This window comes from Micromonospora sp. L5, assembly GCF_000177655.2.
Classification (GTDB): domain Bacteria; phylum Actinomycetota; class Actinomycetes; order Mycobacteriales; family Micromonosporaceae; genus Micromonospora; species Micromonospora aurantiaca.
Map to the genome: position 1 here is coordinate 6,409,205 of NC_014815.1, position 25,436 is coordinate 6,434,640.

Below are 25,436 nucleotides of genomic sequence, written 5' to 3' on the forward strand. Positions count from 1 at the left end.
GCAGCGATCACGTCAGGACATCCCCAGCTCGCGGTCGATGAAGTCGAAGACCTCGTCCGGCGTCGCGTCCTGGAGCTTCTCGGCGACGGTGTCGCCGTCCGCCGGGGCGTCGGCCTCGTTGAGGGAGGCCAGCAGCGCCCGCAGCCGCTCGGTGATCCGAATTCGGGCGCTGCGGTCCGGCGCCGAGCCGGAGAGCGCCGCTTCCAACCTGTCCAGCTCGCCGAAGACCGGTGCGACCCCGACCACCCCGCCGTCGACGACGGCGGCCCGCACGTACTCGGCCAGCCCGGCGGCGGTCGGATAGTCGAAGACGACCGTGGCGGGCAGCCGGACGCCGGTCGCCGCGGTGAGCCGGTTGCGCAGCTCCACGGCGGTCAGCGAGTCGAAGCCGAGTTCGCGGAACGCCCGGTCCGGCTCGACGGCGTCCATCGAGGCGTGGCCGAGCACCGCGGCGGCCTGCCCGCGTACCAGCTCCAGCAGGGTCTTGCGTCGTTCGGCGTCGGTCTGCCCGGCGAGCAGGGCGGCCAGGGACTCCGCGGAGACGCCGGTGTCCTCGGCCCGCTCGGCGACGGCCCGCCGCGCCTCGGCCACGCCCGCGATGAGCGGGCTGGGCCGCACGGCGACGAAGCCGGGCACGTAACGGGCCCAGTCGATGCCGGCCACCATCGTCGCCGGCTCGCCCCGCGCGACGCACTGCGCGAGCGCCGTGAGCGCGGGCGCGGTGTCGAGGCGGGCCACGCCGGTACGCCGGCGGCGCTCCTCCACGGCAGGGTCGGTGGTGGCCATCCCGCCGGCCGCCCAGGGGCCCCAGGCGACCGAGGTGGCCGGCAGGCCCTGCCGGTGCCGCTGCTCGGCGAGGGCGTCGAGGTAGGCGTTGGCGGCGGCGTAGCTGCCCTGACCGGCGGCGCCGAGCTGCCCGGCCAGCGCGGAGAACAGCACGAACGCGCGCAGTTCCCGCCCGACGGTCAGCTCGTGCAGGTGCAGGGCACCGAGCACCTTGGGGCGCAGGACGGTGGCGAGGCGGTCGGCGGTGAGCCCGTCGAGCACCCCGTCCTCGAGGACGCCGGCCGCGTGCACGACGCTGGTCAGCGGCGCGTCGGCGGGTACCTCGTCGAGCAGCTTGGCCAGCGCGGCCCGGTCGGCCACGTCGCAGGCCGCGACGGTCACCCGGGTGCCCGCCCCGGTCAGCTCGCGGACGAGTTCGGCGGCGCCGGGGGCGTCCGCGCCACGGCGGCTGACGAGCATCAGGTGCTCGGCGCCCCGGGCGGCCAGCCAGCGGGCCACCTCCGCGCCGAGCGCGCCGGTGCCGCCGGTGACCAGCGTCGTGCCCGGGTAGCCGGCGTCGTCGGCGGGCGCCTCGCCGCCGGGCGAGCGCACCAGCCGGCGTACCAGGATGGTAGCGCCGTCGACCGCGAGCTGGTCCTCGCCGTCGAGTCCGGCGAGGGCGGCGCAGAGCAGGTCCCAGCCGTGGTCGTCCAGGGTGGCCGGTACGTCGACCAGGCCGCCCCACCGCTCGGGGTGTTCGAGGGCCACGACCCGGCCGAGGCCCCAGAGCAGCGACTGCTCCGGTCGGCCGGGTGCCGCGCCCCGGGTGGTGCCGGCCGCGCCCCGGGTGACGCACCACAGTGGCGCGGCGACGTCGAGGTCGCCGAGCGCCTGGATCAGCGCGAGCGACCGGGCGAGGAACGGCGGCACCGGCTGGGTGTCGTCGACCGCGCCGTCGGCGAGGGCGAGCAGGGACAGCACCCCGTCGACCGGGGCCGGCCCGCCGTCGGAGGTACGGGTGACACCGTTCAGGTGCGCGGTGAGGGCGGCGCGGTCGGTCAGGTTCTCCGGCAGCGACACCAGCCGGACATCGGCGCCCCGGCGGGACAGCTCGGCGACGGCGGCCTCGCCCTCCTCCGGGTGCCGTGCGTCGGCGATCACCCACCAGGCGCCGGGGAGGAAGCTGACGGGCGTCCCGGTGTACGGCTGCCAGACGCTGCGGTAGCGCAGGTCGTCCAGGGCGGAGCGGTTGCGCTGCTGGCGTCGCCAGGAGGCGAGCACGGGCAGGGCCGCGCCCAGCCGTTCCAGGGATTCCGTCGCGTCCTGCTCGGTGAGTTCCGCGAGCGCGGCCAGGTCCTCGCTCTCGACGGCCGCCCAGAACGCGGAGTCGACGCCGCTCGAGGTCTCCTCGGTGTCGTCCTGCCGGGTCGCCGCGGTCGGCCAGAAGCGGCTGCGGTCGAAGGCGTACGTGGGCAGTGCGACGGTGCCGGTCTCGGCGAGTACGGCCGTCAGGTCGACGGGCAGGCCGATCGTGTGGGCGGTCGCGAGATTCGTCAGCAGCCGCGTCGCGTCGTCGTCACCGCGCCGCAGGCTGCCCAGCACGTGCCCGGTCGCGCCGGCGTCGTCCAGGATCGCCGTGACCGGCATCGCCAGCACCGGATGCGGGGAGATCTCCACGAACGTCGTGTGACCCGCCTCGACGGCCACCCGGACGGCGGCCTCGAACTGGACGGTCTGCCGCAGGTTGTCGTACCAGTAGTCCGCCGTCATCGACGCCGGGTCCACCCAGTCCCCGGTGAGGGTGGAGACGAGCCGGACGTTGCCCTGTCGCGGCGTCACGTCGGCCAGGTCGGCGCGCAACTGCTCCGCGACGTCCTGCACCGCCACGGAGTGCGACGCGTAGTCCACCGGGATCAGGCGGGCCCGCACCCCGTCGGCCTGACACGCCTCCACCAGGTCGGCGACCGGCTGCGGCGGACCCGACACCACCACCGTCGACGGACCGTTCACCGCCGCAACGCCCACCCCGGGGAATTCCCCGAGCCGCTCGGCCACCGCCTCCGCCGACAGGTCCACCGACGCCATCGTGCCGGTGCCCCGCAGCACCGTCAGCGCCCGCGACCGCAACGCGACCGCCTTCGCCGCGTCCTCCAGGCTGAGGATCCCGGCCACACACGCCGCGCCGATCTCGCCCTGCGAGTGACCGACCACCGCCGCCGGGGTGACCCCGGCGTGCTGCCACACCGCCGCCAGGGCCACACCGACGGCCCACAACACCGGCTGCACGACCTCCACCCGCTCCAGCCACGACTCGTCGTCGCCGGTCAACACCGACACGAGATCGACATCCAGGTACGGCGCCAGGGCCCGCTGGCACTCCGCCAGACGCGCGTCGAACACCGGCGTACGACCGACGAGACCGGCCGCCATCCGCGCCGACTGCGCACCCTGGCCCGGGAACACGAACACCGCACCGGTTCCGGAGGCCGTACCCGTGACGAGGTTCCCCGCCGGCGCGCCGGCGGACAGGGCGTCGAGCCCCGCCAGCAACTCGGCCACGGTGGCCCCGACGACGGCGGCCCGCTGGTCGAACGTCGACCGGGTGGCGGCGAGGGACCAGCCCAACGCCGCCGCGTCGAGGTCGGCGTGCGCGCGGACGTGCTGGGCCAGGCGAGCGGCCTGACCGGCCAGCGCGCCCTTCGACCGCCCCGACACCGTCCAGACGACGACGTCGGAGGCCACGAGCCCCGGGCTGCGATCCTCGGCGGCCTCGCCGTCGGGCTCCACGCTCTCGGCGGGGAGGTCCTCGGGCAGTTCGATGATGACGTGGGCGTTGGTGCCGGAGATGCCGAACGAGGACACCGCCGACCGGCGCGCCCGGCCCACGGCCGGCCACGGCCGCGACTCGATCGCCAGCTCGACGGCCCCGGAGTTCCAGTCGATGTGCGGGGACGGCTCGTCCACGTGCAGCGTCGCGGGGACCACGCCCTCGCGCATCGCCAGCACCATCTTGATCACACCGGCGACGCCGGCGGCGGCCTGGGTGTGGCCGATGTTCGACTTCACGGAGCCGAGCAGCAGCGGCTCGTCGCGCTCCTGCCCGTACGTGGCGAGCAGGGCCTGCGCCTCGATCGGGTCACCGAGGGTGGTGCCCGTGCCGTGCGCCTCGACCACGTCCACGTCGGCCGTGGTGAGGCGGGCCGACGCCAGCGCCTGCCGGATCACCCGCTGCTGCGACGGACCGTTCGGGGCCGTCAGCCCGTTCGACGCACCATCCTGATTGACCGCACTGCCCCGCACGATCGCCAGCACCTCATGACCGTTACGCCGCGCGTCCGACAACCGCTCCACCACCAGCACACCAACACCCTCGCCCCAGCCCGTGCCGTCGGCACCCGCCGCGAACGCCTTGCACCGGCCGTCGGCCGCCAGGCCCCGCTGCCGGGAGAACTCCACGAACAGCCCGGGCGTCGCCATCACAGTCACGCCGCCGGCCAGGGCCAGGTCGCACTCGCCACGCCGCAGCGACTGCACCGCCAGGTGCAACGCCACAAGCGACGACGAACACGCCGTGTCCACCGACACCGCCGGCCCCTCCAACCCCAACGCGTACGCCACCCGACCCGACACCACACTCGCGGCGTTCCCCGTGCCCGCGAAGCCCTCCACCTCGTCCCCCGCCACCATCAGCAGGGCCCCATAGTCCTGACCATTCGTGCCCACGAACACCCCTGTTCGCGAACCCCGAAGAACCCCAGGCTCAACCCCTGCCCGCTCGACCGCCTCCCACGAAACCTCCAGCAACAACCGCTGCTGCGGGTCCATCGCCAAGGCCTCACGGGGGGAAATCCCGAAGAAACCGGCATCAAACTCCGCCGCCTCGTAGAGGAAGGCGCCGCTGCGGACGTATGAGGTGCCGGTGGAATAGGGGTCGGGGTCGTAGAGCTTCTCGACGTCCCAACCCCGATCGCCGGGTAGGTCGGACACGGCGTCACGGCCGGCGTGCAGCATCTGCCAGAACCGCTCGGGGTCGTTCGCCCCGCCGGGGAAGCGGCAGGACATGGCGACGATGGCCACCGGCTCGTCGTCGCCGAGCGTCACCGGGGCGGCCTCGACGGCCACGGCGGCCTCGCCGCCCAACTCCTCGTGCAGGTGCCGGGCGAGCGCGGTCGGCGACGGGTAGTCGAAGACCAGGGTCACCGGCAGCCGCAGCGAGGTGGCGGTGGCGAGCCGGTTACGCAGCTCCACCGCCGTCACCGAGTCGAAGCCGAGGTCCCGGAACGCGTGGTGCGGGTCGACGGCCTGGCCGTCGGCGTACTTGAGGACTGCGGCCGCCTGGTCGCGGACCAGATCGAGCAGCGCCTGCTGGCGCTCGGCGGCGCTCATCCGGGTGAACGCGCCGGCGGGGCCGGCCTCGCCGGTCTCCTTCGTCTCGGCGAGGCCCTTGGTGGCCTGCAACCGCTGCGCCTCGGGGATCTCCGAGATCAGCGGACCGGGACGGGTGGCGGTGAACGCGACGAAGAACCGGTCCCAGGCGATGTTCGAGATGGTCAGGAAGGTCTCGTCGTGCTCGACGGCCTGGTGCAGGGCCGCCACGGCGAGCCGCGGGGGCATCTCGGGCGCGCCGTGGCGGTGCAGCATCCGGCCGAACTCGCCGTCGGCCATGCCACCGCCGCCCCAGGCGCCCCAGCCGATGGAGGTGGCGGGCAGGCCGAGGGCACGGCGGTGCTCGGCGAGGGCGTTGAGGAACGCGTTGCCGGGGGCGTAGTTGCCCACGCCGGAGCTGCCGACGGTGCCGGCCATCGACGAGAACAGGATGAACGCGTCGAGGTCCAGCTCGCGGGTCAGCTCGTGCAGGTTCAGCGCGGTCGTGACCTTCGCGCTGAGCGCGTAGTCGACCTGCTCCAGGGTCAGCGAGTTGATCACCGAGTCGTCGAGGACGGCGGCGGTGTGCACGACTGTGGTCAGCGGGTGCTCGGGCGGCAGGTCGGCGAGGACGGCGGCGAGCGCCGACCGGTCGGCGGCGTCGCAGGCGGCGACGGTGACCCGGGCGCCCAGTGCGACCAGCTCGGCCTCGAGGTCGGCGATGCCCTCGGCCTGCCGGCCGCGCCGGCTGACCAGCACCAGGTGCGCGGCGCCGCTGGCGGCGAGCCAGCGGGCCATGTGTCCGCCGAGCGCGCCGGTGCCGCCGGTGACCAGGGCGGTGCCCGACGGTCGCCAGGTGCGCGGGGCGGGGGCGTCGCCGAGCGGGGCGTGCAGCAGTCGCCGGCCGAACGCGCCGGCCCACCGCAGCGCGACCTGGTCCTCACCGTCGGCGCCGGCGAGGACACGGACCAGCCGTCGGCCGGCCGCGTCGTCGAGTTCGTCGGGCAGGTCCACGAGGCCGCCCCAGCGGTCCGGGTGTTCGAGTGCGGCGACCCGGCCGAAGCCCCAGGTGAGCTGCTGGAGCGGGTGCGGCAGCGGGTCGGCCGGGCCGGTGGCGACGGCACCCCGGGTGAGGCACCACAGCGGCGCGCGGACTCCGGCGTCGCCGAGCGCCTGCACGAGGGTGACGGTGCCGGCGAAACCGACCGGCACCGACTGGTGCGCCGGGGCGGGCGTCTCGTCGAGCGGCAGCAGCGACACGATCCCGGCGGGGCGAGGGCCGCCGTCGGCGAGGTCGCGCAGCCGAGCGGCGAGCGCCGCGCGGTCCGTGCGGTCGGCGTCCAGCGCCAGCGGTACGACGGTGCCGCCGTGCCGCCGCAATGCGTCGGTGCAGAAGTCGGCCTCGGCCGCGCCGGTGTCGTCGGGGCCGGTGAGCAGCCACCAGGTGCCGGTGGCGGCCGGCTCGCCGGAGGCGTCGGGAGCGACGGGCGTCCAGTTGTCCCGGTACCGCCAGGAGTCCACGGTGGCCTGGTCGCGGTGCCGGCGACGCCAGGCGGCGAGCACCGGCAGCACGTCGGCGAACGCCGTCTCCGGGACGGGCCGCGACTCGGCCGTGGCGGAGAGTTCGGCCGTGAGCGCGGTCAGGTCCTCCGCCTCGACGGCCGCCCAGAACCGGGCGTCGACCTCGTCGTCGGCCACGGGACCGGCGGCCGCGGGGGCGGGCGCGGTTGACGGCTGCGGCCAGTAGAGCTGCCGCTGGAACGGATACGTGGGCAGGTCGAGACGACGCCCGGCGAGGCCGGCGAAGGCGGGCCGCCAGTCCACGGCCGTACCCCCGGCCCAGACCTCGGCCAGGGCGCGCAGGAAGCGGCCAAGGCCGCCCTCGCCCCGGCGCAGGCTGCCGGTGACGGTGACCGCGTCCGGGTCGGCGGCGGCCAGCTCGACGCTCTCCTGCACGGCCATGGTCAGCACGGGGTGGGCGCTGACCTCGACGAAGGTCTGGTAGCCGGCGGTGACGAGGCTGCGTACCGCCTCGTCGAAGCGGACGGTCTGCCGCAGGTTGCGGTACCAGTAGTCGGCGTCGAGGGCGGCGGTGTCGAGCCAGTCGCCCTCGACTGTGGAGCGGAACCGGACCTCGCCGGTGCGGGGCCGCAGCCCGGCGAGCAGTTCCAGGAGCTGCTCGCGCAGCTGCTCGACGTGGGCGGAGTGGGAGGCGTAGTCCACGGGCACGCGGCGCACCCGCACCTCGCGGGACTCGTAGTGGGCGACGAACTCGTCGAGGGCGGCGCCGTCGCCGGAGACCACGACGGAGGTGGGTCCGTTGACGGCGGCCAGGGCGATGCGGCCGGCCCAGCGGGCGATCGTCGCGGTGGCCTCGTCGGCGGTGGTGGCGACCGAGACCATGCCGCCGTCCCCGGCGATGCCGGCGATGATCCGGCTGCGCAGCGCGACCACGGCCGCCGCGTCGTCGAGGGTGAGGCCACCGGCGACGTACGCGGCGGCGATCTCGCCCTGGGAGTGCCCGACGACGGCTGCGGGGCGCACCCCGTACGACTCCCAGAGCGCGGCGAGCGAGACGCTGACCGCGAACAGGGTGGGCTGCACGACGTCGACGCGCTCCAGCGACGGGGCGTCGGGCGCGCCGCGCACCACGTCGGTCGGTGACCAGTCGACGTACGGGCGCAGCGCCTCGGCGCAGGCGGCGAACGTCTCCGCGAAGACGGGGGCGGTGTCGAGCAGCTCGGCGGCCATCCCGGCCCACTGCGAGCCCTGGCCCGGGAAGACGAACGCGACCTCGCCCGGCGTGCCGGGGACGCGGGTGACGGTCTGCGGGCCGGGCCGGCCGGCGGCGAGCGCGTCGAGGGACGCGGCCAGTTCGTCGCGGTCGGCGGCGAAGACGACGGCCCGGTGGTCGTGCGACGCGCGGGTGGCGGCCAGCGACCAGCCGACGTCGGCGAGCGCGTCGTCGTCCACTGTGCCGAGGTGCTCGCGCAGGTCCCGGCTGCGGGCGGTGAGGGCGTCGACGGTGCGCCCGGAGAGGACCCAGGGCAGTTCCCCGGTCGGCACGTCGGCTGCCGGTCCGGGCTCCGGCTCGTCGGCGGGGGCCTGTTCGAGGATGGTGTGCACGTTGGTGCCGCTGATCCCGAACGAGGAGACGGCGGCGCGGCGTACCCCGTCGGCCGGCTCCCACGGCCGGGCGGAGGTGAGCAGCTCGACGCTGCCGGCGGTCCAGTCGACGTGCGGGGTGGGCTCGTCCACGTGCAGGGTGGGCGGCAGCACCCCGTGCCGCATGGCCAGGACCATCTTCATCACCCCGGCGACGCCGGCGGCGGCCTGGGTGTGCCCGATGTTCGACTTGATCGAGCCGAGCCAGAGCGGCCGGTCCGCGGGCCGGTCCTGGCCGTACGTGGCGATGAGGGCCTGCGCCTCGATCGGGTCACCGAGGGTGGTGCCGGTGCCGTGCGCCTCGACGGCGTCCACCTGCTCGGCGGTGAGTCCGGCATTGGCGAGGGCCTGCCGGATCACCCGCTGCTGGGCGGGGCCGTTGGGTGCGGTGAGACCGTTGGAGGCGCCGTCCTGGTTGACGGCGCTGCCGCGCAGCACGGCGAGGACCGGGTTGCCGTCGCGGCGGGCGTCGGAGAGCCGCTGGAGCACCAGCAGGCCGACGCCCTCGCCCCAGCCGGTGCCGTCCGCGGCTCCGGCGAACGGCTTGCACCGGCCGTCGGCGGCGAGGCCACGCTGGCGGGAGAAGCCGACGAAGATGCCGGGGGTGGCCATCACGGTGGCGCCGCCGGCCAGGGCCAGGTCACACTCGCCCGTCTGAAGGGCCTGCGCGGCCAGGTGCATCGCGACCAGCGACGACGAGCAGGCCGTGTCGACGGTGACGGCCGGGCCGTGCAGCCCGAAGGTGTACGCCAGCCGGCCGGAGATGACGCTGGCGGAGGTGCCGGTGGCGAGGTAGTTCTCGTCGACGTCCCCGGTCGCCATCAGCAGCGAGCCGTAGTCCTGGCCGTTGGTGCCGACGTACACGCCGGTGCGGCTGCCGCGCAGGGCGGTCGGGTCGATCCGGGCCCGCTCGAACGCCTCCCAGGTGGTCTCCAGCAGCAGCCGCTGCTGCGGGTCCATGGCGAGGGCCTCGCGGGGGCTGATGCCGAAGAAAGCCGGGTCGAACTCGCCGGCTCCGGCGACGAAGCCGCCCTCCCGGACGTAGCTGGTGCCGAGGTGCTCGGGGTCGGGGTGGTACAGCTCGGCGAGGTTCCAGCCGCGCTCGCCGGGCATCAGGCTCAGCGCGTCGGTGCCGTTGGCCAGCAGGTCCCAGAGCTGCTCGGGCGAGGTGACCCCGCCGGGGAAGCGGCAGCTCATGGCGACGATGGCGATCGGTTCGCGGTCGCGGCCGGTGCCGTCGGCGACCACCTCGCCGGTGGTGTGCCCGGCGGTGAGGCCGTGCAGGTGGGCGGCGAGTTCGGCGACCGTGGGGTGGTCGAAGACCAGCGTGGCGGGCAGGGTCATACCGGTCTCGGCGGTGAGCCGGTTGCGCAGCTCGACGGCGGTGAGCGAGTCGAAGCCGAGGTCGCGGAAGGTGCGCTCGGGCAGCGGCCGGCCGGCCGGGTAGCCGAGCACGACGGCGGCCTGGGTGCGTACGAGGTCGGCGAGCTGCGGCAGGGACCGGCCGACCACCACGGCGCGGGCGGGGCCGGTGGGCACGGCGGGCACCCCGCGCAGGGCGGCGATCAGTGGCGTCGGGCGGCCCCAGGAGGCGGCGAGGCGGCCCCAGTCGACGGCGGCGACGGTGACGGCCGGCTCGGCGGTGTTGACCAGCCGGCCGAGGGCGGTGACGGCCTCGGCGGTGGGGAGCGCGTCGACGCCGCCCCGGGCGAGCCGGGCGGTCAGCGCGGCGGCCATGCCGTCCTCGGCCCAGGCGCCCCAGGCGATGGCGGTGCCGGGCAGGCCCTGGTCGCGTCGCCAGGCCGCGAACGCGTCGAGATAGGCGTTGGCCGCCGCGTAGTTGCCCTGTCCGGCGCTGCCGATGATCCCGGCGAGGGAGGAGAAGAGCACGAACGCGTCGAGGTCGCGGTGGGCGGTGGCCTCGTGCAGCACCTGGGCGGCGCGGACCTTGCCGTCGAGGACGGTCTGCATCCGGCCCAGGTCGAGCCCGTCGAGGACGCCGTCGTCGATCACGCCGGCGGTGTGCACGACGGCGGTCAACTCCGGCAGGCCGGCCACGAGGGCGTCGACGGCCGCCCGATCGGTGACGTCGCACGCCACCACCCGTACCGCGACCGACTCGTCGACCAGCTCGGCCGCGCCCGGAGCCGCCGGACCCCGCCGCGAGGCCAGCACCACCTCGGCCGCCCCGTTCGCCAGCAACCAGCGCGCCACGTGCCGGCCCAGGGCACCCGTACCGCCGGTCACCAGCACCGTCCCGGCAGGCCGCCAACCCGCACCCGCGGGCGGCGCGGCCGGCACCAGCCGCCGGCCGAAGATGCCCTGCGGGCGGATCGCCACCTGGTCGTGGCCGGCGTCGGCGAGGACGGCGAGCAGCGCGTCCGCCGCGGTGCGCTCGGCGCGGACGGGCAGGTCGATCAGGCCGCCCCAGCGGTCGGGCTGTTCGAGCGCGACGACCCGGCCCAGGCCCCAGGCCAGGGCGGGCCAGGGGTCGGTGAGGGTCTCGCCGGCCCCGACGCGCACGGCGCCCCGGGTGAGGCACCAGAGCCGGCCGGGCAGGCCGGCGTCGGCGAGCGCCTGGGTGAGGGTGAGCAGCAGCGCGGCGCCGACGGAGACGGCCGGGGCGGCCGGCAGCGCCCGGTCGGTCGCGGGGAGCACGCAGAGCACGCCGGTCCAGCCCTGCTCGCCGTGGCCGCGCAGCAGCCCGGTCAGCTCGGCACGGTCGACGCCGGGGGCGACGGTGAGCGTGTCGACGTGGGCGCCCGCGCCGGTCAGCGTGCCGGCCGCCCCGGCGTCGTCGGCGTCGGCGGTGACGACCAGCCAGCGGCCGGTCAGCGCGGGCGCGGCGGCGGGGCGTACCGGCTCCCAGTCGATCCGGTACGTCCAGCCGTCCACCACTGCGTCGCGCTGCCGGGCCCGTCGCCACGACGACAGCACCGGTACGGCCGGGGCGAGGGCCTCGACCGCGGCGGGGTCGTCCTGCACGGCCAGGTGGGCGGCGACCCCGGTCAGGTCGCCGCGCTCCACGGCCGCCCAGAAGTCCCCCTCGGCGGCGTCGCCCGGCGCGGCCGTCACGGCGGTGCCGCCGGCCTCGGGCCAGTAGCGCTGGTGCTGGAAGGCGTACGTGGGCAGGTCCACCCGCCGCGCGCCGGTCTCGGCGAACCACTGCAGCCAGTCGACCGCAACCCCGCGCACGTGCAGCTCCGCCAGCCCGGCCAGCAGCCCGTGCGCCTCGGGCCGGTCCCCGCGCTGCGCCGGCACGGCGAGCACGCCGGCCCCGTCCGACAGGGCGTCGCCGACCATCGCGGTCAGTACGCTGCGCGGCCCGACCTCCAGGAACGTGTCCGCCCCGGCGGCGCGCAGCGCAGCGACCCCGTCGGCGAAGCGGACGGCCTCGCGGACGTGACGCACCCAGTAGTCGGCGGTGCGGATCTCGTCGGCGTCGGCCAGCGCACCGGTCACGTTCGACACCACCGGCAGCGACGGCGCGGCGAAGGTGAGCTTGTCGAGCACCGCGCGGAACCGGGCGAGCATCGGCTCCATCAGCGGGCTGTGGAACGCGTGGCTGACGGTGAGGCGGCGGGTGCGTACGCCCCGCTCACGCCAGACCCGCTCCACCTCGTCGAGGGCCTCGACGGCGCCGGAGACCACGACGGCCTGCGGACCGTTGACCGCCGCGATCCCCACGTCGGCCAGGCCGTCCAGCGTGGCCGCCACCTCGGCCTCGGTGGCCGCGACGGCCAGCATCCCACCCCCGGCGGGCAGCGCCTGCATCAACCGGCCCCGCGCCGTCACCAGCGCGCAGGCGTGCTCCAGCGACAGCACCCCGGCCACGTACGCGGCCGTGACCTCGCCGATCGAATGACCGCCGACCAGGTCGGGGGCGACGCCGAAGGACTCCACCAGCCGGAACAACGCCACCTCGACCGCGAACAGACCGGCCTGCGTGAACACCGTCTGGTCCAGCAGGCCGGCGTCGGCCGAGCCCTCGGCGGCGAAGAGCACCTCACGCAGGGGGCGCGGCAGGGCTCGGTCCAGGTGCCCGCACACCTCGTCGAGGGCGGCGGCGAACACGGGGAACTCGGCGTACAACTCCCGGCCCATGCCGGCGCGCTGCGCGCCCTGACCCGAGAAGAGCACCGCGAGCTGGCCGCGCGGCGCCCCGGCACCGGTCACGACGGTACCGGCCGGTTCCCCGGCGGCAAGGGCGCGCAGCCCCGCGAGCAGGTCGTCGCGGCCGGTCGCGGACAGCACGGCCCGACGGTCCAGGGTGGAGCGGGAGGTGACCGACGAGAAGGCCACGTCGAGCGGGCGGAGGGTCTCGTCGGCGGCGAACCGGGCGGCCCAGCGGCCGGCCTGCGCGGCGAGCGCGGCGTCGGAGCGGGCGGAGAGCAGCACGGGGGCCACCGTGCGGGCCTGCGGCGTGGTCGGCTCGGCCTCGGCCTCGGCGGGAGCCGGGGCCTGCTCGATGATGGTGTGCGCGTTGGTGCCGGACACGCCGAACGACGACACGGCGGCCCGGCGCGGCCGGTCCACGGCGGGCCAGGGCGTCGCGGCGGTGGCGAGGGTGACCGCCCCGGCGGTCCAGTCGATGTGCGGGGACGGCTCGTCGACGTGCAGGGTGGGCGGCACCACGCCGTGCCGCATCGCCATCACCATCTTGATCACACCGGCCACGCCGGCGGCGGCCTGCGTGTGCCCGATGTTCGACTTGACCGACCCGAGCAGCAGTGGCGCGGCCTCGTCGCGGTCCTGCCCGTACGTGGCCAGCAGCGCCTGCGCCTCGATCGGGTCGCCGAGCCGGGTGCCCGTACCGTGCGCCTCCACCACGTCCACCTGCTCGGGCGTGAGGCGGGCGTTGCCCAGGGCCTGGCGGATGACGCGCACCTGGGAGGGGCCGTGCGGGGCGCTGAGCCCGTTGGACGCGCCGTCCTGGTTGACCGCGCTGCCGCGTATCACGGCGAGCACCGGGTGGCCGTGCCGCTGCGCGTCGGAGAGCCGGGTGAGCAGCAGCATGCCGATGCCCTCGGACCACGAGGTGCCGTCCGCGCCGGCGGCGAACGCCTTGCACCGGCCGTCGGCGGCGAGGCCGCGCTGCCGGCTGAAGCCGACGAAGACCGCCGGGGTGGGCATCACCGTCACGCCGCCCGCGAGGGCCAGCTCGCAGTCGCCGTTGCGCAGGGCCTGCGCGGCCAGGTGAAGGGCGACGAGCGAGGACGAGCAGGCGGTGTCGACTGTGACCGCCGGCCCCTCCAGCCCGAGCGTGTACGCGACGCGGCCGGAGATGACGCTCGTGGCGTTGCCGGTGAGCAGGTGCCCCTCGCCGTTCTCGGCCTGCGCCATCATGCCGTCGTAGCCGTGCGACGACGCCCCGACGAAGACGCCGGTGCGGCTGCCCCGGACGGCCGGCAGCGGCAGCCCGGCCCGCTCGAACGCCTCCCAGGACGTCTCCAGCAGCAGCCGCTGCTGCGGGTCCATGGCGACGGCCTCGCGGGGCGAGATGCCGAACAGGTCGGCGTCGAAGTCGGCGGCGGAGTAGACGAAGCCGCCCTCGCGCACGTAGCTGGTGCCCGGGTGGTCGGGGTCGGGGTGGAAGAGGCTCTCCAGGTCCCAGCCCCGGTCGGCGGGGAACGGCCCGATCCCGTCGCCGCCGTCGTGCACGAGCTGCCACAGCGCCTCGGGGCTGTCGACCCCGCCGGGGTAACGGCAGCTCATCGCCACGATGGCGACGGGCTCGGCGTCGCGGGCCTCCAGCTCGCGCAGCCGACGCCGGGTACGCCGCAGCTCCGAGGTCGTACGCTTCAGGTACTCGACGTACTTCTCGTCCTCGTTGCTCACCGTGGACCTACCTCACTCGGCATGCCGATGTCGTTGCGGCTGGTGGTCACGACGTCTCCAGCTCGCGGTCGATCAGGTCGAAGATGTTCGCGGCGGTGGCCGACTCCAGGTCGTCGTCGCCGTCCGCGTCCGCCTGCCGCTCGGTCAGCCGGCCCAGCAGGCCGTGCAGCCGGTCGGTGATCCGGCGGAACTCGTCGTCGGCCGGGTCCAGCCCGACGAGCGCCGCCTCCAGCCGGTCGAGTTCCCGGCCCGCCCCCGACGGCTCGCCCGCCGAGGTCGCCGGGACGAACTGCCCGCCCAGGTGGGCGGCGAGCGCCTCGGGCGTCGGGTTGTCGAAGACCAGCGTCGCCGGCAGCCGCAGCCCGGTGGCCGCGCCGAGCCGGTTGCGCAGCTCGACGGCGGTGAGCGAGTCGAAGCCGAGTTCCCGGAACGCCCGGGTCGGCTCGATGCCGGCCGGGTCGCCGTGGCCGAGGACGACCGCCACGTGCGACAGCACCAGGTCGCGCAGGGCGCGTGCCCGCTTGTCGTCGGGCAGGGCGCGCAGCGTCTCGGCGTACGCCTGCCCGTCGGTGGCCGCACCGGCCGCGGCCCGGCGGCCGGCGGCGCGGACCAGGTTGGTCAGCAGCGGGTGTACGGGCGACCCGGGCGCGGCCACGCCGGTGACGATCTTCGCGGGCATGAGGGTCGCCCGCTCCGAGCGCCAGACCGCGTCGAACAGGGCGAGCCCCTCGGCGTCGGAGAGGGCGGCCATGCCGCCCCGGTCGAGGCGGCGGATGTCGGCCGAGTCGAGGTGACCGGTCATGCCGCTGGCCTGCGCCCAGCGGCCCCACGCCAGCGCGACGGCCGGCAGGCCGAGGGCCCGCCGGTGCTCGGCGAGGGCGTCGAGGAACGCGTTGCCGGCGGCGTAGTTGCCCTGGCCGGGACCGCCGAACACGCCCGCGGCGGCGGAGAAGAGCACGAACGCGCTCAGCTCGTGGCCGAGGGTGGCCCGGTGCAGGTTCCACGCCACGTCGACCTTGGGCCGCAGCACCGCGGCGAGGCGGTCGGGGGTGAGCGACTCGACGGTGGCGTCGTCGAGGACGCCGGCGGCGTGCACGACGGCGCGCAGCGGGTGGCGCCGGTCCACCGTGGACAGCACGTCCGCCACGGCGTCCGGGTGGGCCAGGTCGACGGCGACGATCGACACGTCCGCGCCGAGGGCCTTGAGGTCGGCGAGCAGGTCGTCGGCGCCCTCGGCGTCCGGGCCGCGCCGGCTGACCAGCAGCAGTTGCCGGGCGCCGTGCGCGGTGACCAGATGCCGGCAGAGCAGCGCGCCGAGGGTGCCGGTCGCCCCGGAGACCAGGACCGTGCCGTCGAGCCGGGGCGTCTGCGGGATACTCAGGGCGAGCTTGCCGACGTGCCGGGCCTGGCTGAGGAAGCGGAACGCCTCGGGGGCGCGCCGGACGTCCCAGGTGCGCCGGGGCAGGGGCCGCAGCGCACCGGCGGCGAAGAGCGCCATCAGTTCGCCCAGCATCGCACCGATTTTCCCGGGGCCGGCCTCGATGAGGTCGAAGACCTGGTAGCTGACGCCCGGGTGGTCGGCGGCGACCTGCCGCGGGTCGCGCTTGTCGGTCTTGCCCATCTCGACGAACCGGCCGCCGTCGGCGAGCAGCCGCAGCGACGCGTCGACGTACTCGCCGCGCAGGGCGTTGAGCACCACGTCGACGCCCCGGCCACCGGTGCGGTGGGCGAACTCGTCGGCGAAGTCGAGGCTGCGGGAGGAGGCGAGGTGCGCGTCGTCGAAGCCGGTGGCGCGCAGCGCCGGCCACTTGCCGGGGCTGGCCGTGCCGTAGACCTCCGCGCCGAGGTGGCGGGCGATCTGCACGGCGGCCATGCCGACGCCGCCGGCCGCCGCGTGGATGATCACTGACTCGCCCGCGCGCAGCCGGGCCAGCTCCACCAGCCCGTACCAGGCGGTCAGGAAGACCACGGGCACGGCGGCGGCGTCGGTGTAGGACCAGCCGTCGGGGATGCGGGTGAGCAGCCTGCGGTCGGTGACCGCCGCCGAGGAGAACGAGCCGGAGAAGATGCCCGTCACCCGGTCGCCGGGGGCGAGGTCGGTGACGCCCGGCCCCACGCCGAGCACCACGCCGGCGCCCTCGTTGCCCAGCACCTCCTGGTCGGGGACCATGCCGAGGGCCAGCACCACGTCGCGGAAGTTCAGCCCGGAGGCGCGCATCCCGACCAGGACGTGGCCCGCCGGCAGCTCCCCGGCCGTCTCGGGGCCGGGCAGCAGGGCGAGGTTCTCCAGCGTGCCCTTCTCGGTGACGTCGAGGCGCCATGGCACCTCGCCGGCGGGCAGCGGCAGCACCCCGGCGTCGCGGGCCCGGGTCAGCCGCGGCACGAGCGGCGCGCCGTCGCGGAGCGCGAGCTGCGGCTCGCCGGAGGCGACGGCCGCCGGGACGGCCGCCAGGGAGGCGGCGTCCTCGTCGGTGTCGAGCAGCGTGAACCGGCCGGGGTGCTCGGACTGCGCGGAGCGGACCAGTCCCCACAGGCTCGCCCGGGCCAGGTCGCGGGGGGCCTCGCCCGGGGCCGCGCCGACCGCGCCCCGGGTGTGCAGGACCAGCCGGGACCGCTCCAGCCGGGACTCGCCCAGCCACTGCTGCACCAGCGCGAGCGCGTCGCGGGCCGCGTCGTGCGCGGCCTCGCCGGCCCGCTGCGGGTCCGGCTCCGCGCCGGAGCGCAGGTCCAGCACCATATCGGGTACGTCCCCGGACTCCCCGATCTCGGCGACCAGCGCCGCCAGGTCGGCGTGGGACCGCACCGGGTGCCCGGCGGCGGTGAGCGCACCGGTGAGGCCGAGGGTGTCGTCGCCGAGCAGCGCCCAGCTGACCGTCTGCCCCGCCGCCGCGTCGGCACCCGGCAGCGGCGTCCAGTCCAGGTGGAACACCGAGGTGCGGCGCAGCGCGGCCGCCTCGTCGGCCCGGCCCGCGGCGACGGGGCGGAACGTCAGCGACTCGACGGTGGCGACCGGCTGGCCGGCGGTGTCGGCGAGGGTGACCGCGACGGTGTCCGGGCCGAGGGAGCGCAGCCGCGCCCGCAGCCGGGTGGCCCCGTGGGCGTGCAGGGCGACCGAGCGGAAGGCGAACGGCATCCAGCCCGCCCCGGAGGTGTCCGCCGGGTCGTCGAGCAGGGCGGTGACCCCGCTGGCCTGCAGGGCCGCGTCGAACAGGGCCGGGTGCAGCCCGAAGCGGGACGCGTCGGCGCTCGCCTCCTCGGGGAGGGCCACCTCGGCGTAGACCTCGCCGTCGCCGCGCCACACCCGGCGCAGCCCTCGGAAGGCGGGGCCGTAGCCGAGGCCACCCTCGGCCATCTGTGCGTACCAGGCGTCCAGGTCGGCGTCGATCTCGACGGCGCCGGCCGGCGGCCACTGCCCTGGTACGGCGGCCGGGTCGGGCAGTTGCGGCAGCAGGAGGCCCTCGGCGTGCCGGGTCCACTCGGCGTCGGCGTCCTCCTCGGGGCGGGAGTGCACTGTGACGCTCCGCTCGCCGGTGTCGGCGGGCGGGCCCACGCGGACCTGCACCTGCATCGCGCCGGTCGCGGGGAGCACCAGCGGGTTGATCAGCGTCAGGTCGCCCACCTGGCCGGCGTCGACCTCGTCACCGGCCCGGACCACCATGTCGACGACGCCGGTGCCGGGGACGATCACTGCCCCGCCGACGGCGTGGTCGGCCAGCCACGGGTGGGTACGCACCGACAGCCGCCCGGTCAGCACCACCGTCCGGTCGTCGGCGACGGGTACCGCCGCGCTGAGCAGCGGGTGCCCGGTGTCCTGGAGGCCGGCGGAGCCGACGTCACGTACGCGGTGCGCGGGGGCGTCCAGCCAGTAGCGTCCGTGCTCGAAGGCGTACGTGGGCAGTGCGACGGTGCCGGTCTCGGCGAGTACGGCCGTCAGGTCGACGGGCAGGCCGATCGTGTGCGCGGTGGCGAGGTTCGTCAGCAGCCGCGTCGCGTCGTCGTCACCGCGCCGCAGACTGCCCAGCGTGTGCCCGCCCACGCCGACGTCGTCCAGGATCGCCGTGACCGGCATCGCCAGCACCGGATGCGGGGAGATCTCCACGAACGTCGTGTGACCCGCCTCGACGGCCACCCGGACGGCGGCCTCGAACTGGACGGTCTGCCGCAGATTGTCGTACCAGTAGTCCGCCGTCATCGACGCCGGGTCCACCCAGTCCCCGGTGAGCGTCGACACCAGGCGGGTGTGGCCCGGCTGCGGCGTCACGTCGGCCAGGTCGGCGCGCAACTGCTCCGCGACGTCCTGCACCGCCGCCGAATGCGAGGCGTAGTCCACCGGGATCAAGCGGGCCCGAACGCCGTCGGTCTGGCACGCCTCCACGAGGTCGGCGACCGGTTGCGGCGGACCCGACACCACGACGGTGGACGGGCCGTTGACCGCCGCGACACCGACGCCCGGGAACGCCGGCAGCCGCTCGCCCACCGCCTCGGCGGACAGGTCGATCGACGCCATCGTGCCGGTGCCCCGCAGTACCGTCAGCGCCCGCGAGCGCAGGGCCACGGCCTTCGCCGCGTCCTCCAGAGACAGGATCCCGGCCAGGCACGCCGCGCCGATCTCGCCCTGCGAGTGACCGACCACCGCCGCCGGGGTGACCCCGGCGTGCTGCCACACCGCCGCCAGAGCCACACCCACGGCCCACAGCACCGGCTGCACGACCTCCACCCGCTCCAACCACGACTCGTCCTCGCCGGTCAACACCGCGATGAGGTCCACGTCGAGGTACGGCGCCAGGGCCCGCCGGCACTCGGCCAGCTTCGCGTCGAACACCGGCGTACGACCGACGAGACCCGCCGCCATTCGTGCCGACTGCGCACCCTGACCCGGGAACACGAACACCACACCCGCACCGGTGCCGGAAACCGCGCCCGTCACGAGGTTCCCCGCCGGGGTACCGGCGGACAGGGCCTCCAGCCCCGCCAGCAACTCCTCCGTGCCCGACCCGACGACAGCGGCACGGTGATCGAACGCCGACCGGGTCGTAGCCAGGGACCAGCCCACCGCTGCCACATCCACCACGGCTTCGTTGGCCCGCTGGAGGTGCCCGGCGCCGCCGGCGCCGCGCCCGCGCAGGAAGTCCGCCAGGCGGGCCGCCTGCCCCGCGAGCGCGCCCTTCGACCGCGCCGACACCGGCCACACCACGACATCGGAGGCCACCAGGCCCGGGCCGTGCTCGACCGGAGCGACGGACAGCTCGTCGGCCTGCTCGATGATCACATGGGCATTCGTGCCGGACATGCCGAACGACGACACCGCCGCCCGACGCGGGCGCTCCACCGCCGGCCACGGCCGCGCCTGCGTCGCCAGCTCCACCGCACCGGAGGTCCAGTCGATGTGCGGCGACGGCTCGTCCACGTGCAGCGTCGCCGGGACCACGCCCTCCCGCATCGCCAGCACCATCTTGATCACACCGGCGACACCCGAGGCGGCCTGGGTGTGGCCGATGTTCGACTTGATCGAGCCGAGCAGCAGCGGCTCGTGTCCCTCGCGGCCCTGCCCGTAGGTCGCCAGCAGGGCCTGCGCCTCGATCGGGTCACCCAGCGTCGTGCCCGTACCGTGCGCCTCCACCACGTCGACATCCGCGCTGCCCAGCCGGGCACCGGCGAGCGCCTGGCGGATCACCCGCTGCTGCGACGGACCGTTCGGGGCCGTCAGCCCGTTCGACGCACCATCCTGATTGACCGCACTGCCCCGCACGATCGCCAGCACCTCGTGACCGTTACGCCGCGCGTCCGACAACCGCTCCACCACCAGCACGCCCACGCCCTCGCCCCAGCCCGTGCCGTCGGCACCCGCCGCGAACGCCTTGCACCGGCCGTCGGCCGCCAGGCCCCGCTGCCGGGAGAACTCAAAGAAGGTGCCGGGGGTGGCCATGACCGTGACGCCGCCGGCGAGGGCCATGTCGCACTCGCCGCGCCGCAGCGACTGCACCGCCAGGTGCAACGCCACAAGCGACGACGAACACGCCGTGTCCACCGACACCGCCGGCCCCTCCAACCCCAACGCGTACGCCACCCGACCCGACACCACACTCGCGGCGTTGCCCGTGGCCCCGAACCCTTCGGCCTGCTCCCCCGCAGCCATGAGCAGGGCCCCATAGTCCTGACCATTCGTGCCCACGAACACCCCTGTTCGCGAACCCCGAAGGACCCCAGGCTCAACCCCTGCCCGCTCGACCGCCTCCCACGAGACCTCCAGCAGCAACCGCTGCTGCGGGTCCATCGCCGCCGCCTCGCGCGGCGAGATCCCGAAGAAGCCCGGGTCGAACTCGCCCGCCGCGTGCAGGAAGCCGCCCTTGTCGGCGTACGTGGTGCCGGGGTTGGCCGGGTCGGGGTCGTAGAGCCGGTCGAGGTCCCAGCCCCGGTCGGTCGGGAAGTCTCCGATCGCGTCGACGCCGTCGGCGACGAGGCGCCACAGCTGCTCGGGGCCGTCGACGCCGCCCGGGTAGCGGCAGGCCATGGCGACGACGGCCACCGGCTCGTCGTCGCCCACGGCGGCCGGGGCGGCGACGGGGGCCGGCCCGGCGTCGGCGCCGGCGCCGAAGAGGCCGGTGAGCAGGAAGCGGGCCAGCACGGCCGGGGTCGGGTGGTCGAAGACCAGGGTGGTGGGCAGCGCCTGCCCGGTGGCGGCGACGAGCCGGTTGCGCAGCTCCACAGCGGTCAGCGAGTCGAAGCCGAGGTCGCGGAACGCGGTGGTCGCGCCGACGGCGGCGGCCCCGCCGTCGTGGCCGAGCACGTCGGCGGCGAGTTCGCGGACCATCTCGGCGACGGTCTCCTCGCGTCGGGCCGGGGCCAGCGCGGCGAGGCGCCGGCGCAGGGTCGCCGCCGGGCCGTCGTCGCCGTCGTCGGCTGCGGCGCCGCCGTCGAGGGCGGCCCGCGCCTCCGGTACGCCCTCCAGCAGTGGCCGGCGGCGGGCGGAGGCGTACGCGGGGGCGAACCGGGCCCAGTCCACGTCGGCCACCGTCACGGTGACGTCGTCGTGGTCGAGGGCCTGCTGCAACGCGGCCGTGGCGACGGCCGGGTCCATGGCGGGCAGGCCCCGACGGCGCAGGTTCCGTTCGGCGTCGGCGGCGTGCATGCCGCCGTCGGACCAGGGCCCCCAGGCGATGGCGGTGCCGGACCGGCCGTCGGCGCGCCGCCGCTGCACGAGCGCGTCGAGGTAGGCGTTGCCGGCCGCGTATCCGGCCTGCCCGCCGCTGCCCCAGGTGGCGGCGATGGACGAGTAGACGACGAAGGCGTCCAGTTCCCGGTCGGCGAGCAGGTCGGCGAGGTGGGTGGCCCCGGCGGTCTTGCCGGCGGTGACCTCGGCCAGTTCGGCGGGGGTGACCTCCGCCAGCGGGGTGGCCTGCGCGACGCCGGCGGTGTGCACGACCGTACGCACCGGCGGGCCGGCGGCCTCGACACGGTCGAGCAGGTCGGCGACGGCGGCCCGGTCGGCGATGTCGCAGGCGGCGACGGTGACCCTGGTCCCGAGGGCGGTCAGCTCTGCCTCCAGCGCGGCCGCGCCGGGGGCGTCGGGCCCGCGCCGGCTGACCAGCACGACGTGTTCGGCTCCGGCGGCGGCGAGCCAGCGGGCGGCGCGGGCCCCGAGCCCGCCCGTGCCGCCGGTGACCAGGGCGGTGCCGGTGGGCGTGAACCGGCGCGCCGGCGGGCGGTCGCCGAGGGCGGCGCGGACGAGGCGGCGGGCGAAGACCCCGGGGCCGCGTACCGCCAGCTGGTCCTCGCCGGTCGATCCGGTGAGGATCGCGGCGAGCCGGGCGACGGCCCGGTCGTCGGGGTCGGACGGCAGGTCGACCAGGCCGCCCCAGCGGTGCGGCGCCTCGACGCCGACGACCCGGCCGAGGCCCCAGATCGCTGCCTGCGCCGGGTCGACGAGCCGGTCGTATGAGGCGGCGGCGACCGCGCCCCGGGTGACCAGCCACAGCGACGTGGCCCCGCCGGCGTCGCCGAGCGCCTGCGCGAGCGCGAGGGTGGCGGTCAGGCCGGGCAGGACCGTGCCGCCGGTGCGCGGTTCCCCGGCGAGCAGGGAGACGACGCCGGCGGGCTCGGTGCCGGCGAGGGCTGCCGCGAGGGCCGCCCGGTCGGCGTCCGGCTCGACGGTCAGGGGCCGCACGTCGGCGCCGGCGTCGGTCAGCGCAGCCCGGACGGCCCGCGCCGCCGGGTCGTCCGCGTCGGCGGCGGGCACCGCCAGCAGCCAGGTGCCGGTCAGCCGGGCGGGGGCGGGCTCGGGGGCCACCTGCCACTCCTCCCGGTACCGCCAGCCGTCGAGGACCGAGTGTTCCTGCCGCTGCCGCCGCCAGTCGGCGAGGACGGGCAGCAGGGTACGCAGCGACTCGGCGGCGGCGGTGTCGGTGACGGCGAGGGTGTCGCGCAGCGCGTCGAGATCGGCGCGTTCGACGGCGGCCCAGAACCGCCGGTCGAGCGCGCCGGCCCCGCCCGTCGTGGTGTCGTCGGCGGGCGCCTCGGCCGGCACCCAGTAGTGCTGCCGCTCGAACGGGTAGGTGGGCAGGTCGACGAGCCGGCCGGGCAGGTCGGCGAGGACGTCCGCCCAGCGCGGCGGCGTACCGGCGACGTGGAGCTGGGCGAGGGCGGCGAGCAGGGTACGGCGGTCCGGGCGGTCCCGGCGCAGCACCGGAACCACCACGGCGGGGGCCGCGTCGGTGGTCTCGGTCTCGGTCCCGGCGAGGGTCTCCTGGACGCCGGCGGTGAGCACGGCGTCCGGTCCGACCTCCACGAAGGTACCGACGCCGTGGGCGCGCAGGGCGCGTACGCCGTCGGCGAAGCGGACCGCCTCCCGGACGTGGCGCACCCAGTAGTCCGGGTCGGTGAGCTGCGCCGGGTCGGCCAGCTCACCGGTCACGTTGGACACCACCGGCAGGGTCGGGGCGCGCAGGTCGAGCCGGGCCGCGACGGCGGCGAACTCGGCGAGCATCGGCTCCATCAGCGGGCTGTGGAAGGCGTGGCTGACCCGCAGCCGCCGCACCTGCACCCCCCGGTCGGTCCAGAGTCCCGCCAGCTCGTCGATGGCCGCCGCCTCGCCGGAGACGACGACGGCGTCGGGGCCGTTGACGGCGGCGACGGCGACCCGGCCGGTCAGCGCGGCGATCGACTCGGCGACCCGGGCCTCGTCGGCGGCCACGGCGAGCATCGCGCCGCCGGTGGGCAGGGCCTGCATGAGCCGGCCCCGGGCGGCGACGAGGGCGCACGCGTCGTCGAGGCCGAGCACGCCGGCCACGTGGGCGGCGGTCAGTTCGCCGACGGAGTGCCCGGCGACCATGTCGGGGGCCAGCCCCCAGGAGCCGAGCAACCGGTGCAACGCCACCTCGACGGCGAACAGCGCGGCCTGGGTGAAGACGGTCTGGTCGAGCAGGTCGGCCTCGGCGGTGCCGGGCCCGGCGAACAGCAGCGGCTTCAGCGGCCGGGGCAGCCGGTGGTCGAGGTGGGCGCAGACCTCGTCGAGCGCCTCCGCGAAGACCGGGTACGCCTCGTACAGTTCCCGGCCGGCGCCGGCGCGCTGGGCACCCTGGCCGGAGAAGAGGAACGCGACCCCGCCCCGCTCGGCGGCGGTGCCGGTGACCAGGCCGGGGGCGGGCCGGTCGTCGGCGAGGGCGTGCAGGGCGGCGAGCAGGCCGTCGCGGTCGTCGGCGAGCACGACCGCCCGGTGCTCCAGGGGTGAGCGGGAGACCGCCGAGGTCCAGGCGACGTCGGCCGGGCGCAGGTGCGCGTCGTCGGCGACGTAGGCCGACCAGCGCTCGGCCTGGCGGCGCAGGGCGGTGCGGGTGCGGCCGGTGAGCAGCACCGGCGCGGGCGCGGGCGGCACCGGGTGGTCCGCCTCGACGCCGGCCGGTTCGGGCTGTTCGAGGATGAGGTGGGTGTTGGTGCCGCTCATCCCGAACGACGAGACGGCGGCCCGGCGCGGCCGGTCCACGGCCGGCCACGGCGTGGCCTCGGTGACGAGGGTGACCGCGCCGGCGGCCCAGTCCACGTGCGGGGTGGGCTCGTCGACGTGCAGGGTGGCCGGCACGACGCCGTGCCGCATCGCCAGCACCATCTTGATCACACCGGCGATGCCGGCGGCGGCCTGGGTGTGGCCGATGTTCGACTTGATGGAGCCGAGCAGCAGCGGCGCGGCGTCGCCCCGCTCCCGGCCGTACGTGACGAGCAGCGCCTGGGCCTCGATCGGGTCGCCGAGGGTGGTGCCGGTGCCGTGCGCCTCGACCACGTCGACCAGGTCGGGGGTGAGCTTCGCGCCGGCCAGGGCCTGCCGGATGACCCGCTGCTGGGACGGGCCGTTGGGGGCGGTGAGGCCGTTCGACGCGCCGTCGGAGTTGACCGCCGAGCTGCGGATGACGCCGAGCACGGGGTGGCCGTTGCGGCGGGCGTCGCTGAGCCGTTCCAGCAGCAGCATGCCGACGCCCTCGGACCAGCCGGTGCCGTCGGCGGAGGCGGCGAACGACTTGCACCGGCCGTCGGCGGCGAGGCCGCGCTGCCGGGAGAACTCGACGAACGGGCCGGGGGTGGCCAGCACGGTCGCGCCGCCGGCCAGGGCGAGGCCGCACTCGCGCTGGCGCAGCGCCTGGCAGGCGAGATGGATGGCGACCGACGCCGACGAGCAGGCGGTGTCCACGGTGACCGACGGGCCTTCCAGCCCGAACGTGTACGCCAGCCGACCGGACACGACACTGGCGGCGGTGCCGGTCAGCACGTACCCCTCGACGCCGGGCGCCCGGTGCAGCACGGCGGCGTAGTCCTGCCCGGAGGTGCCCACGAAGACGCCGGAGCGGCTGCCACGCAGCGACAGCGGGGCGATGCCGGCGCGTTCGAACAGCTCCCAGGTGACCTCCAGCAGCAGCCGCTGCTGCGGGTCCATGGCGACCGCCTCGCGCGGCGAGATGCCGAACAGCGCGGCGTCGAACTCCCCCGCGTCGCGCAGGAACCCGCCGGCCGTGGTGTACGAGGTGCCGGCGTTGTTCGGATCGGCGTGGTAGAGCCGCTTCAGGTCCCAGCCGCGGTCCGTGGGGAAGTCGCCGATGGCGTCCCCGCCGGACGAGACGAACTCCCACAGCTCCTCGGGCGAGCTGATGCCGCCCGGGTAGCGGCAGCTCATCGCCACGATCGCCACCGGCTCGGACTCCTCGGCGGTGACCTCGCGCAGCCGTTGGCGGGTCTGCTGCAGCTCGGCGACGACGCGCGTCAGGTATTCGCGCAGCCGCTCTTCGTCCGCCATGACATCTCGCTTTCTCGTGACACCA

At 76.1% G+C, this 25,436-nt stretch carries 2 protein-coding genes; both read right to left on the minus strand.

Translation table 11 applies throughout. The annotated features are described in order from the left end of the window. Positions 1-12: 12 nt before the first annotated feature. Complete coding sequence (locus ML5_RS29300; protein WP_013477273.1) at positions 13-14,133, minus strand: type I polyketide synthase; 14,121 nt, start codon at positions 14,131-14,133, stop codon at positions 13-15. A gap of 46 nt (positions 14,134-14,179) precedes the next feature. Further along, a complete protein-coding gene (locus ML5_RS29305) occupies positions 14,180-25,411 on the minus strand; it encodes a type I polyketide synthase (RefSeq protein WP_013477274.1) in 11,232 nt (3,743 codons plus the stop codon). Positions 25,412-25,436: the final 25 nt, after the last annotated feature.